Genomic DNA, 12,642 nt, shown 5'->3' with positions numbered 1-12,642 from the left:
AGGCGAAGTTTACGGATGAGCCGTCACAACCCGGCAGCGCGCCATGACGCGTCCGCCGGATGCTCGCCGCGCCGCCGGCTAGGGACGCCGAACCGATCCGCGATGCAGAGGTTATGGCTCGACCTTCAGCATGATCTTGCCGATGTGCCGGCTGCTTTCCATCAGCCGATGCGCTTCGGCGACCTCTTCGAGTGGGAAGGTGGCGTGAATCACGGGGTGGCACAGGCCCTGGTCCAGTAGTGGCCAGACCTTGTCGTGCAACGCCTTGGCGATGGCCGCCTTTTCCTCGCGGCTGCGTGGGCGCAGCGTCGAGCCGGTGAAGGTCAGGCGCTTGCGCATGATCGGTGAGGTGTCCAGTTCAACGCGGCTACCTTTGAGGAAGGCGATCTGTACCAGTCGCCCTTCCACGGCGAGGGATTTGACGTTGCGGGAAATGTAGTCGCCGCCGACCATGTCGAGAATGACGTTTACGCCGTTGCCGTCGGTGGCTTGGGCCGCGGCTTCTACGAAATCCTCTTCGTGGTAATTGATGACCCGATCCGCTCCGGCGCGCAGGCAGGCCTCGGCCTTCTCGCTGTTGCCGACGGAGGTGAACACGGTGGCACCGAATTGCTTGGCCAGCTGGATCGCAGTCAGGCCGATGCCACTGGAGCCGCCATGTACCAGAAAGATTTCACCGGGCTGCAGACCGCCACGCTCGAACACGTTGCTCCATACCGTGAAATAGGTTTCCGGTAACGCCGCCGCCTCCAGCAGGGACAGCCCTTCGGGCACCGGCAGGCAGTGTTCAGCCGGCGCCACACAGTATTCGGCGTAGCCACCGCCCGGCGTCAGGGCGCAGACCTGATCGCCCAGTTTCCAGCCGCTCACTTCAGTACCGAGCGCGACGATCTCGCCTGAGACTTCCAGGCCGAGCAGGGGCGACGCGTCCGGCGGAGGCGGGTAGCTGCCGGAGCGCTGGAACACGTCTGGCCGGTTGATCCCGGCGTAGGCCACTCGCACCAGCACATCGTGCGGGCCCGGTTCGGGGATCGGTCCTTCGACCAACTTCAGACATTCTGCATCGCCGCCCGGACGATGCTCCACATGACGCATGGTTTCCGTAGTCATCAGTTCGTGTTCCTCCAAAACAAGACAGCCGCGCTTTACGGGCGGCTCGCCGTAACACGGTAGTGCGCGCCGACCGCAGCGCCAACCCCTCGCTGGGGCAAGGTATGGATTTGTTTCGCTGAGGCAGCCATCGGCCCGAGCGGGTCGACGGCTGTTCTGATCGACCGATGCAGTCGTTCGGCGCGGCAACCTCACTCCTTCGAGGGTTTCGGCATGGGAATCGCCACGCTGCTTTCTACGCTGCCAGCGGTGGGGTCACCTTCTTTGTAAAAGGGTTCCATCTCATCGCGGGCCTGCTTCCAGTGCTCGCCTTCCTGGCCTTCAGGTCGGCCTTTGGCTTCCCATATTTCGTATGCCCTGTCACGAATACGTTGTTCGTCGTCGTTCATGTTGGTCACCTCTTTTTATACGGATTAAGCCGGAGCGCGTCGGTCGCCAGCAGCGCTCGGCTGCCTTGACGTGACGACCCAGCTTTTCAGCAGAGGCAGGTAGCGTGAGGATGGTTCCGGCATTCTTTTTCGCAGCCGACGAATCGACTGTTCGGTAGCAGGCTATTCGGGCTCAGCGCGGTTGCGGTTGGCGAAAGCAAAGGGTGCGAGACCTTCTTCCGCCTCGATGGGTATATTCCACTCTCGGCACTGGGATGGCCTCACCGATGAACAGAATCAGCACTGACCGCGATTGGCTTGCGCGCGCGACCCCGTCGACGAAGATGGAGCGCATCGAAGCCTATTTTCGTGGGCACGGCTATACGCCCCATCGGCACGACACCTATGCCATCGGACGTACGCTATCGGGTGTGCAGAGCTTCCATTACCGGCAATCGAAACGGCATAGCTTGCCGGGCGGCACGATGGTGCTGCATCCCGACGAGGTCCATGACGGCGAGGCGGGCACACAGGCCGGCTTTCACTACCGAATGCTCTACATCGAACCCTCCTTGATTCAAGAAGTGCTGGGCGGCGAGCCGTTGCCTTTCATACCAGGCGGGCTGTCGCAGGATGCTCGGCTGTTTTCGGCAACCAGTCGTTTGCTGTACAGCCTGGAAAGCGCACTCGATCCGCTCGAGGAAGATGACGCGATTTACGATCTGGCGCAGGCACTCAGGCTGGCAGCGGGAAAGCGTTGTGGCCGTCAGTCGGTGGATTACGCAGCGGCAGAGCGGGCACGCGCATTCATTCATGACGCCCTTGACCGTGCCATTACGCTGGATGATCTGGTGCAGGCGAGCGGTCGCGACCGCTGGAGCCTGTCGCGGGATTTCCGTGCGCTGTACGGCACCAGCCCGTATCGCTACATCACCCAACGGCGCCTGGCAGAGGTGCGCAATCGGCTGGCGACAGGTCAGTCGCTGACCGATGCGGCGTTGGAGAGCGGTTTTTTCGATCAAAGCCACATGACCCGTCTGTACACGCAAACCTACGGCATATCGCCTGCACGCTGGCTGAAAATGCTCAGGAGCCAGTAGCCGCTACAGCGGGACTTGCACGATCATGCAAGACGGGCGACGGGCGCGACGCTAGCGTGGTGGTCATTCACCGCAACCGAGAGCGAGCCCCGCCATGGATTCCCAAGAGACGCGCACTAGCTATACCGCTATCAACTTCGCCCAGAAATATGCGCTGTTCCATGAGCAGTGGGCGCCGAAGGTCGTGGCCGAGATGAACGACTACCAGTTCAAGATCGTCCGGCTCGAAGGCGAGTTCGTCTGGCACACCCATGCCGATACCGATGAGACCTTCATCGTGCTGGAGGGCGAACTGGTCATTCACTTTCGTGACGGCGAAGTAACCGTGGGAGCGGGCGAGATGTTTGTGGTGAAGAAGGGAATAGAGCACAAACCCAGCGCGGCGCAGGAGACCAAGCTGCTGTTGATCGAACCGCGGGGCGTGTTGAACACCGGCGATGAGACCAACGACCGGACCGCCGTGAACGATATCTGGATCTGAACTACTGCGCCGTCGGCACGCGAACGGCGCCGTTCGGCGCGCACTATAGCCGCGCCGGACAGCGCGGCGAAGGGCCAGTCACGCCCATTCGCCGGCCTTAAAGCACCGGTGACGCAGCGCTCACCACCCGCAGAGCCAAACCTTCATACGGGTCGAGGTTGAACGTCATTTCCCCGTTTTCAGTCAGATCGCCCTCGACCCGCTCATGGATGATATCGACCACCGGGCCGGGTGCGATGCCGGGGAGAATGATCATTTCGCTAATCGGCTCGGCGCTGAAGTTCAGCGCGGTGATTTGCACGCCTTTGCCAGCCGGCAGCTCATGCACCATCACCAACAGACCCGGTGATTGCACATCCGGAATCAGGATCTGCTTGCTCGCCGCGATGTCGTAGGCCCGGCGAACGCTGAGAATACGCTTGAGCTGGCAGGCGAAGGAGCCGGTGTTTTGCAGCTGCTCGACCAGACTGCCGTAGAGCGAACGCGCCTTCGGCAAGCCTTCCGCGGAGGTTTCGGCCTCGGGGGCGAGGTCGGCCAGGTCGTAGGCGCCGCGGTGCAGCCAGCGGGTGTCGCCATCGCCCATCAGGTGCTCGACCTGTTCTGCCTCAAGCGGCAGTGCGCCGACAAGGTCCCAGCCGGAAAGGGCGAAGACGCCGGGCTGCATGGCGTTGAACATCACCAGCAGGATATGCAGCCGCTGGATCTGCTCGATCTCGGCGGCGCCGATGGCGTTCAGGTCGCGAATACCCAGCGCGGCGGTGATGACGCTGACGGTGGTACAGGCCACCCCATTGGTGACGAACTTGAGGTTGTAGGGCGCGTGTTCGCCGGTCAGGCGTTCGTACATTTCCTCGCGAATGTGCTCGCGCAGAATGCCGCCCGGCAGCGTCTGGCCATGGTAGTGATAGTGGTCGTAGGCGTGCAGGGTCCAGAAATGCACGAGCTCGAGGGTCAGCTCATCGTGATTCTGCATGGCGTGTATCAAGGAGGCTGGATCGATCCCGAACGCATGCACCTCGCGCAGCATCAGCCGCAGGAACTCGGTGTCGCCGGTCAGCAGCGCATGGTGATAGGCGGGGCGGGTGATGAAATCGTAGGACAGGTCAGCACCGCCATGGGACATGCTGGCAATGTCGTCGATGGTCAGGTTCAGTTCCTGGAAACTGAAACCGCCAGCCTTGCGGATAGTGCTGGCGATCAGCTGGTTGCCGGTCACCGACAGCGGATGGCTCTCGGACCAGGCGGTGCCCTCGGCGCGGCGCTCGACGCCGAGGAAGCCGTTGGCATCCAGGCGCAGCACGCGCGCACCGGACACGTCGATGGCGTGCAGGGCATCGCCGATGATGAGTTGCTGGGCGGCAAAGGTCGGGTCCAGCCAGTTCAGCGAGGGCTGACCCTCCTTGAAGTAGTGCAGATAGACCCAGCGTCGGCGCTTGCCGTCTACGCCCGTCACAACGCCGGTCGCGCTCCAATCGGTGTCCTTGATGCCGGGCTCGAAGAAAATCACCCGCTGCAGTTGGCCGACTATGTAGTGCTTGTCCTTGAGTTGGTCGACCACGACTGGCGACAGGTTGACCGAGTCGCGCCCTTTGGGCACCTCGGGCAGCAAGGGCCAGTCTTCTTCGTTGATCTCGATCATGTGGTACAGGCCCGGGTAATCGCCATAGGCCATTTCTGCGAGACGGAAATCGGCGCCTTTGCCGGTATGCGCCGGGACGATGTCGTCGATGACGATGGCGTTGTGCGCAGCGGCCATGCGGCTGAGCTGCAACATCTCCGCCTCGGTGCCGAGGTTGGGGTCGATGTCGAAGCTGATGCGGTCGAAGTTGCCATCAATGGTCGGGGTGAATTCGCGCCCGCGCAGGCCGCCGGAGCGTTTCATCGGGCCGTTGTGGATGCCCTGGACGCCCAGTTCGGACAGGGCACTCCAAAGACGATCGTCGCCCAGCGCCTGGAGCACCGAGCCACCCTCGGGGGTCATGATCGCGGCGGGGTAGGCGGTGAACCACACGGATGAGATTGCACTGGCGTCGCGCGGTCGGGCCTGGGCGTAGGGCCGTTGCCAAAGCCGGGCCTGGCCTGCGTAAAGCCGGGCCCGCTGGCGGGCGGCGTGAAGCATGGACTGGCTTTCCAGCCATTCGATATAGGTGTTGTCTGGTGTACTCATACGACGTTAGGTTCCCGGTGCGCTGAGGGAAGATGTAGTCGTTTGAGTCGGACGCACCGGCATCGTTGCATTGAGCGATGCGTCGATGCGGTGGAGAGGCGGTTTTTAGCTCAACGCCTTGCTCAGCCAGGGGTGAGCTTGCTGGCGGTGTGCGACGTGCGGTCCTGTTCGCGAGCAAGCTCGCCCTTACGGGGCGATTGTGTTTGTTGTAAATCCCGCCTTCGTCTTAGACCGACGCGTTTCGCCAGCGAGCGAGTGTTCCAGTTCGTCGTGCCGCTTCAACGCGCTTCGGCCACCGCAGCGTTGCCCGGTTGTCCGGCCAGCTGGCGCTGCGCCATTTTCTGCTGTTTATAGGCCAGCGCGGCGGGTGCCACGGGCGTCACCTTGCCGGTCTCCAGCCATTTCTTCAGACGGCTGGCATCGGCCATGTGGGTGTATTTGCCGAAGGCATCGAGCACGACGAAGGCCACCGGGCGCTGGTTCATCACGGTGCGCATCACCAGGCAATGCCCGGCGGCGTTGGTGAAACCGGTCTTGGTCAGCTGGATGCTCCAGTTCGGTTTGCGTACCAGCGCGTTGGTGTTGCGAAAGCCCTCCGTGTAGTTGGGCTTGCGGAACGCCACGGTCTTTTCCTTGGTGGTGCTGAACTGTTCGATCAGCGGGTAGGCCTGGCTGGCTTTGAGCAATTTAACCAGGTCGTTGGCGCTGGAGACGTTCTGCTCGGACAGGCCGGTGGGCTCGACGTAATGGGTGTGAGCCATGCCCAACGTCCGAGCTTTGGTGTTCATCGCCTGAATGAAAGCGCGGTAGCCGCCCGGATAATGGTGGGCCAGGCTCGCGGCGGCGCGGTTTTCGGAAGACATCAGGGTCAGCAGAAGCATTTCCCGGCGGCTGATTTCGCTACCGATTCGCACCCGGGAAAAGACACCCTGCATTTCCTTCGCTTCACGGATAGTGACGGGAAGACGCTGATCGAGCGGCAACTTGGCATCGAGCACGACCATCGCCGTCATCAGCTTGGTCACCGAAGCGATGGGCACCACCATGTCCGGGTTGCTGGAATAGAGCACTTCGTTGGTCTTGAGGTCTACGAGCAGTGCGCTGCCGGAGGCCAGCACCTGCTGCGGCAAAACCTTGGGTGCAGCCGTTACGGAGGGAGACAGCATGACGCTGCCGCATGCGAGCAGCAGGCCGAGGATGGAATGACGAAATTTCAAAATAGACACCGATGAATTGGCAGTTGAAAAAGACGCACCGATACAGACGGGACGCAGCGCGCATTATAGGTAAACGCAGGTCTCAAATAAGACCCTGACGGCTTTTATTTCGGTGCGTTCGGCTCCGGTTCGGCTCCTTTCGGGGCAAGCCGCTACGCTCGTTACACACAGGGCGCCCGAGCAGTCTCTGTGATTCCGCAGCGCGCAAGCGCCTCTGAAGTGTAGACGAGCATCAGTTGCCCGGCTTCAGCGCCGGCCCGGCGTGAAGAAAGGCCTTGCGAGTTCCAACAGCAATCGCGAGGCGCTTATCGTGCTATCGGCAGACGGCGCGCTTATACGCAATCAGGCCGACGGACGGGAACCTCGCACGTGCTGTGCTGGTCCGCTACCTACCAGACTTGGCCGTATCGAAGGCGCAACAGGCCGCACCTTCGGTAGATCAAGAGGTCCAAACAGCACATTTCAAAAGGGGAGAACGATCATGTCCCGCTTCAGCCGCAAGCCCACCACACGCGACGAGATAGAGCGCGAAATTCACGACCTGATGGCCGCCCTCGACGAGCTCAAGCACGACGCGAACCGTGGAGCACGGCATCGCTTCGACTCCCTGCGCGCACGCGCCGAATCACTGTGGAACGACGCCAATTGGGACGAGCACTGCCGCGATCTGTCCAAGCGAAGCCGCGATGCCGGCCGCATGGCCAAGGATTGCGCGCGCGAGCATCCGCTGAGCACCGTGGCGCTGGCAGCCGGCGCTGTCGCGCTGATTGGCTATCTGGTCACGCGCCGTTAATCGGATCACCGCTCATGCTCAACGCCGAGACACCGAGACTCAAGTTCGCCCTGTACGGGGCGCACTCGAGCCTGGGCAATGCCTTGATGTGCGAGTTTCTGAGCCGACAGCACGAAGTCGTGGCACTGGTCGACGATTTCAATTCGATGACGGCACGCCCAGGTCTGCGCACCAAGACCGGCGACCTGTTCGATGCCATCAGCGTGTCGCAGAGCGTCGCCGGGATGGATGCGGTGATCTGTCTATACGGCAGTCCATCTGTGCCCACCGCGTCGGGCGCTGCAGCAGAACAGCAGCCGCACGATCTGTATCAGGCGGTCGACGCGTTGTTGTCCGGGCTACCGAAAGTAGACGTCGAGCGGCTGATGCTGGTCGCCGACTTTTCCGCAACGGGTGATGAACCGAACGTCGCCGCCGCGCTGCAGCGCATCGCCGAGCATCCGTTGCGATGGACGCTGGTGGATGTCGACGCTGATGGTGACGATCTATCAATCGAGGATTTCAGCAACATCGAAGACCTCGACGCCAGCGATCGGCGTGTCCAGTTAAGGCGGGTTGCTGCTGGAATCGTCGACGAGCTGGAAACGCCGCAGCATCTGCATCAGCAGATTCACTTCCGCTTCTGATCCGCTTTATTCAGGCTCAACCTGCGAGCTGACGGCGCAGCTCCGATAACACCTGCGCCGATTCGGGCCGCACACCACGCCACAGTTCGAAGGCGGCGGCGGCCTGCTCGACCAGCATGCCAAGACCATCGCGCGTCGTCGCGCCCAGGGCGACAGCCCACTGGCAGAACGGCGTCGGCGCCGCGCCGTACATCATGTCGTAGCAGAAAGTCGCGCCAGGGTTGACCAATCCCTCGGCCAGCGGCGGCAGTTCGCCGCTAAGACTCGCCGAAGTGCCATTGATGATCAGATCGAAGGGGCCTTGGAGTTGCTCAAAGGCAGCGGCCGTCACAGGTCCCAGTTCGGCGAATTCGCCCGCTAGATGTTCGGCCTTGGCCAGCGTGCGATTGGCGATGACCAGTGCGCTCGGGCGCTGCGCCAGCAAGGGCTCGAGCACACCACGCACCGCGCCGCCTGCACCCAGCAGCAGGATGCGCTTGCCTTGCAGCGCGACGCCGGCATTGTCGAGCAGGTCGCGGACCAGCCCGACGCCGTCGGTGTTGTCGCCCAACAGCGTGCCGTCGTCGAGCTTCTTCAGAGTGTTCACCGCACCGGCACGCTGGGCGCGCTCAGTCAGTTGATCAGCCAGGCGATAGGCCTGCTCCTTGAACGGCACGGTGACGTTGGCGCCCAGGCCCTGTGCGAAGAATTCGTGAGCGAAGCCGGTAAATTCGTCCAGCGGCGCCAGTAGGGGTTCGTAACTGAGCGTTTGGCCAGTCTGCTGTGCGAACAGACGATGGATCTGCGGCGATTTGCTGTGGCCGATGGGGTTGCCGAAGACGCCGTAGCGGTCCATGAATATTCCTCGAAACTCGTCAGCGATTACAGGCGGTGGCGTGGAACGGTCAGAGCTGCTCGCCCAGCCAGTCGCGGTCCTGTAGAAAGTATTCGGTCAACCGCGCCTCCGGCGTGCCGGGCTCGGGGTGCTTGTCGTAGCCCCAGCTGACCTGTGGCGGCAGCGACATCAGGATCGATTCGGTACGTCCACCCGATTGCAGACCGAACAGGGTGCCGCGGTCGTAGACCAGGTTGTATTCCACGTAGCGGCCACGACGCAGCGCCTGGAATTCACGCTCGCGCTCGCCGAACGGCATCGCTTTACGCTCACGGACGATGGGCAGATACGCTTCGAGATAGGCATCGCCGACGGCGCGCATGAAGGCGAAGCTGGTATCGAAGTCCCACTCATTCAGATCGTCGAAGAAAAGCCCGCCAACCCCACGCGGCTCGTTGCGGTGCTTGATGTGGAAATAGCGGTCACACCATTCCTTGTAGCGCGGGTAGACGTCTGCACCGAAGGGCGCGCATGCGTCGCGGGCGACGCGGTGCCAATGCACGCAGTCTTCTTCGTTGCCGTAGTAGGGCGTCAGGTCGAAGCCGCCACCGAACCACCAGACCGGCGCTTCGCCTTCCTTTTCGGCAATAAAGAACCGCACGTTTGCATGGGACGTCGGTACGTAGGGGTTTTCCGGATGGATCACCAGCGACACGCCGAGCGCCTCGAAGCCGCGACCGGCCAGCTCGGGACGCTGGGCGCTGGCCGAGGGCGGAAGGCCGGTGCCATGTACGTGAGAGAAGTTCACGCCGCCCTTTTCGATCAGCGCGCCGTTCTCGATCACTCGAGTCCGACCACCGCCGCCAGCCGGGCGGGTCCAGGCGTCTTCGACGAAGCGGGCGCCACCGTCTTCAGCTTCGAGGGCGGTGCAGATACGGTCCTGCAGGTCGAGCAAATAGGCTTTGACGGCTTCGGTACGCTCGTTCACGAATTCACCTTGGCAAGTAACGGCACCACTCGTGGCAATGATCAGCCCGGCAGTGCTTCAGCAAAAGGGCCGGCAAGCATATCACCCAGCCGATTGACGGATGCGCTCTGGAAGCGTTGGATAGGCTCTTTGCATAAGCCAGGAGTCGATATGTCGCAGCGCATCCAGTTCAGTCAGCATGGTGGTCCCGAGGTTCTCGAGCGGATCGACGCACCCATTACCGCCCCCGGCACTGGTGAAGTCCGGGTTCGCAATCACGCGGTTGGCCTGAATTTCATCGACACTTATTTCCGCAGCGGGCTCTACGTTCCGCCGAGTCTGCCGTCGGGACTGGGCACCGAGGGTGCCGGGGTGGTCGAAGCGGTGGGCGAGGGCGTCCAGGACTTCCAGATCGGTGACCGTGTCGCCTATGCCACCGGCCCGCTGGGCGCCTATGGCGAGCACCACACACTACCGGCGCGGCATCTGGTGAAACTGCCGGAAGCCATCAGCTACGAACAGGCCGCGGCCGTCATGCTCAAGGGCCTGACCACGCAGTATCTGCTACGCCAGACGCACGAACTGAAAGCAGGCGAAACCGTGTTGTTCCATGCGGCAGCCGGTGGCGTCGGTTCGATCGCCTGCCAGTGGGCCAAGGCCATCGGCGCCAAACTGATCGGTGTGGTTGGTTCGGCGGAAAAAGCCGAGCGGGCCAAATCACTCGGTGCCTGGGCGACCATCGACCGCACCCGGGAAGACGTCGCGCAGCGGGTGCTGGAACTCACCGATGGCAAGAAGTGCCCGGTAGTCTACGACTCGGTGGGCAAAAGCAGCTGGGAGATTTCGCTGGATTGTGTGGCGCCACGCGGCCTGCTGGTCAGCTTCGGCAATGCCTCAGGCGCGGTGACTGGGGTCAATCTAGGGGTGCTGTCGCAGAAAGGTTCGCTGTATGTCACCCGACCGACGCTCGCCGGCTACGCGGATACCGCCGAGCGCCTGCAGACCATGGCTGCCGAGCTGTTCGAGATGATCGCCAGCGGCAAGGTCACCGTGGAGATCGGTCAGCGCTATCCGCTCGCCGAAGCGGCCGAGGCACAGCGCCAGCTCGCGGCGGGCAAGACTACCGGCTCAACCATCCTGCTGCCCTGAGGCTGTGTCAGCTAGCCCGGCTCCCTGACGCCGGTGGGCGTCAGGACGCGCGAATGACCTCGCCGTCGCGTATATCGCGAATGGTACTAGGGTTGCGTCGCCCACCCAGGCGGCCACCAAGCACTCCATCCAGTTGGCCGGGGAAGTATTGCTCGACGCGCAGACGCGACCGCGCCGAAGGACGACCGGCCGGGTTGGCAGACGTGGACACCACCGGGCCGGTCAAGGCGCAAAGCCTGGCCACCAGCGGATGATCGGTGACGCGCAGGGCCACGCTGTCGTGTTTGCCGGTAATCCAGTCCGGCAGACGGTCGCGGTGCGGCACCAGCCAGGTGTTCGGCCCCGGCCACGTACCGGCGAGCCGATCCAGCCAACGCTCAGGCAGATCTTCCAGAAGGAAATCGAACTGTTCGATACGGCCAGCCACCAGGATCAAACCTTTCTCCACCGGACGCTCTTTAAGCGCGAGTAATCGGTGCACTGCCTCGCTATCCCAAGGATCGCAACCCAGCCCCCACACGGCTTCGGTCGGATAGGCGATCACCCCGCCGTTTCTGACGACCCGGGCCGCCTGCTGCACGCGCCAGTTACCGACCATTGCGACCTCCACCAAGACTGATCGGCGCAGTTTACCCAAGCGCTTATGGCTGCACAGCTGCGCTTAGCTTGCTCGTGCGATCCAAAAGCCGTTTTCGCATGCGACCAGCCCCTCGATTTCCAACTCGGTTAGTTCCGCCAGCACCTGCGTCAACGGTTGTGCGACCGCACCGGCGAGGGTCTCGCTGCTCATCGGCGCAGCGTGCAGCTGGTCGAGGAGTGCATGTGCCGGTCTGGCAGGCTTCGGTTGGCTCGCTACAGTCGTCTGCTGCCAGCCGCGTAACGCCTGGAGTATGTCCTCGACACTTTCCACCAACGCTGCGCCCTGGCGGATCAATTGATGGCAGCCGCGCGCACCGGGATGGTGTATCGAGCCCGGTATCGCATAGACCTCGCGGCCCTGTTCGGCCGCGAGCCGGGCGGTGATCAGCGAACCGCTAGACGGACTGGCCTCGACCACCAGTACACCCAGCGACAGGCCACTGATGATGCGGTTGCGACGCGGAAAGTTGGAGGCATGCGGCGCGCAATCCAGCGGCAGCTCGGAAACCAGCGCGCCACCAGCTTCGACGATGCGCGCGGCAAGGCCCAGATGGCGACGCGGATAAAGCTGCTGCAGACCCGTTCCGAGCACGGCGATAGTCTTGCCGCCGACATCCAATGCGCCCTGGTGCGCTGCGCCATCGATACCCAGCGCCAGACCGCTGGTGATCACGAATCCGCCGGCGGCCAGGCTCCGCGCGAAGGCCTGGGCATTGTCCAGGCCCGGCCGCGAAGCGCGGCGACTGCCCACCATGGCCAGTTGCGGGCGCTCCAAGAGGCTTGGCTCACCTTCGACGAACAGCAGCGGGGGAGCATCGGGCAATTCTGCGAGCAAAGCAGGATATTCAGAATCGTCCCACATCAGCAGGTGATGGTCGGGTTGTTCCAGCCAACTCAGCGCCGTGCCGGCTCGCTCACGTATCACCGGGCTACGCCTGGGTTCAGCACAGCTGGCCGGCAGCCCCAGCGCCCGCCAGGCAGTAGCCGGCGCGCTGAGCGCGGACGAAGCGTCGGGAAAGGCACTGAGCAATTTGTGCAGACGCCGCGGTCCCAACTCCGGCAGCAGATGCAGGCGCAGGCGGGCTTCAAGTTCGGCAGGAGAAATTGCAGGCATGGTGAACATTCCTTGTCTTGTCGCACCGCATCCATGCGGTGGTAACCGGCAGAAAGAACGAGCCCCGCATTCAGGCTGCGTGAAAACGTAGCGAGCG

At 62.8% G+C, this 12,642-nt stretch carries 13 protein-coding genes; 5 read left to right on the top strand and 8 right to left on the bottom strand.

Going from position 1 to position 12,642, the window contains the following annotated elements:
- Nucleotides 1-111 precede the first annotated feature (111 nt).
- Together NAV33_RS09615 and NAV33_RS09610 are read right to left on the bottom strand one after the other, a co-directional pair.
- Nucleotides 112-1,110 carry an NAD(P)H-quinone oxidoreductase gene (locus NAV33_RS09615; RefSeq protein ID WP_255979374.1) on the bottom strand — a complete coding sequence of 333 codons (999 nt, stop codon included), beginning with the start codon at nucleotides 1,108-1,110 and terminating at the stop codon, nucleotides 112-114.
- Nucleotides 1,111-1,301: 191 nt separating this feature from the next.
- A complete protein-coding gene (locus NAV33_RS09610; RefSeq protein WP_255979372.1) occupies nucleotides 1,302-1,499 on the bottom strand; it encodes a DUF2934 domain-containing protein in 198 nt (65 codons plus the stop codon).
- Nucleotides 1,500-1,765: 266 nt separating this feature from the next.
- Between NAV33_RS09610 and NAV33_RS09605 the strand changes: the two genes are divergently transcribed.
- Nucleotides 1,766-2,578 carry an AraC family transcriptional regulator gene (locus NAV33_RS09605; protein WP_255979370.1) on the top strand — a complete coding sequence of 271 codons (813 nt, stop codon included), beginning with the start codon at nucleotides 1,766-1,768 and terminating at the stop codon, nucleotides 2,576-2,578.
- 94 nt (nucleotides 2,579-2,672) lie between these two features.
- Nucleotides 2,673-3,059 (top strand): cupin domain-containing protein, encoded by a 387-nt coding sequence (locus NAV33_RS09600; RefSeq protein WP_255979368.1) that lies wholly within the window; start codon nucleotides 2,673-2,675, stop codon nucleotides 3,057-3,059.
- Nucleotides 3,060-3,156: 97 nt separating this feature from the next.
- Here NAV33_RS09600 and treS read toward each other — a convergent pair whose 3' ends face one another.
- Nucleotides 3,157-5,226 (bottom strand): maltose alpha-D-glucosyltransferase, encoded by a 2,070-nt coding sequence (gene treS, locus NAV33_RS09595; protein ID WP_255979367.1) that lies wholly within the window; start codon nucleotides 5,224-5,226, stop codon nucleotides 3,157-3,159.
- Nucleotides 5,227-5,504: 278 nt separating this feature from the next.
- Nucleotides 5,505-6,443 (bottom strand): D-alanyl-D-alanine endopeptidase, encoded by a 939-nt coding sequence (gene pbpG / locus NAV33_RS09590; RefSeq protein WP_255979365.1) that lies wholly within the window; start codon nucleotides 6,441-6,443, stop codon nucleotides 5,505-5,507.
- A gap of 481 nt (nucleotides 6,444-6,924) precedes the next feature.
- On the opposite strand from pbpG, the gene NAV33_RS09585 reads away from it, so the two are divergent.
- Complete coding sequence (locus NAV33_RS09585) at nucleotides 6,925-7,236, top strand: glycine zipper domain-containing protein (RefSeq protein ID WP_255979363.1); 312 nt, start codon at nucleotides 6,925-6,927, stop codon at nucleotides 7,234-7,236.
- Between the two features lie 14 nt (nucleotides 7,237-7,250).
- Nucleotides 7,251-7,862 (top strand): NAD(P)-dependent oxidoreductase, encoded by a 612-nt coding sequence (locus NAV33_RS09580; RefSeq protein WP_255979361.1) that lies wholly within the window; start codon nucleotides 7,251-7,253, stop codon nucleotides 7,860-7,862.
- Nucleotides 7,863-7,878: 16 nt separating this feature from the next.
- Here the strand turns inward: NAV33_RS09580 and aroE are convergent, their stop codons facing one another.
- Nucleotides 7,879-8,697, bottom strand: coding sequence for a shikimate dehydrogenase (aroE, locus tag NAV33_RS09575; RefSeq protein ID WP_255979359.1), 819 nt, complete (start codon nucleotides 8,695-8,697; stop codon nucleotides 7,879-7,881).
- Nucleotides 8,698-8,746: 49 nt separating this feature from the next.
- Nucleotides 8,747-9,664 (bottom strand): oxygen-dependent coproporphyrinogen oxidase, encoded by a 918-nt coding sequence (gene hemF, locus NAV33_RS09570; protein WP_255979357.1) that lies wholly within the window; start codon nucleotides 9,662-9,664, stop codon nucleotides 8,747-8,749.
- 150 nt (nucleotides 9,665-9,814) lie between these two features.
- Between hemF and NAV33_RS09565 the strand changes: the two genes are divergently transcribed.
- On the top strand, nucleotides 9,815-10,792 hold the full coding sequence (locus tag NAV33_RS09565; RefSeq protein ID WP_255979355.1) for a quinone oxidoreductase family protein: 978 nt from the start codon (nucleotides 9,815-9,817) through the stop codon (nucleotides 10,790-10,792).
- A gap of 40 nt (nucleotides 10,793-10,832) precedes the next feature.
- Here NAV33_RS09565 and NAV33_RS09560 read toward each other — a convergent pair whose 3' ends face one another.
- Both NAV33_RS09560 and dprA read right to left on the bottom strand, forming a co-directional pair.
- Complete coding sequence (locus NAV33_RS09560) at nucleotides 10,833-11,390, bottom strand: L-threonylcarbamoyladenylate synthase (RefSeq protein ID WP_255979353.1); 558 nt, start codon at nucleotides 11,388-11,390, stop codon at nucleotides 10,833-10,835.
- Between the two features lie 63 nt (nucleotides 11,391-11,453).
- On the bottom strand, nucleotides 11,454-12,545 hold the full coding sequence (gene dprA, locus NAV33_RS09555) for a DNA-processing protein DprA (protein ID WP_255979351.1): 1,092 nt from the start codon (nucleotides 12,543-12,545) through the stop codon (nucleotides 11,454-11,456).
- Between the last annotated feature and the right edge of the window lie 97 nt (nucleotides 12,546-12,642).

It is taken from the genome of Stutzerimonas stutzeri (genome assembly GCF_024448715.1).
GTDB classification, from domain to species: domain Bacteria; phylum Pseudomonadota; class Gammaproteobacteria; order Pseudomonadales; family Pseudomonadaceae; genus Stutzerimonas; species Stutzerimonas stutzeri_AR.
This window is presented reverse-complemented; position numbering and strand designations above follow the sequence as displayed.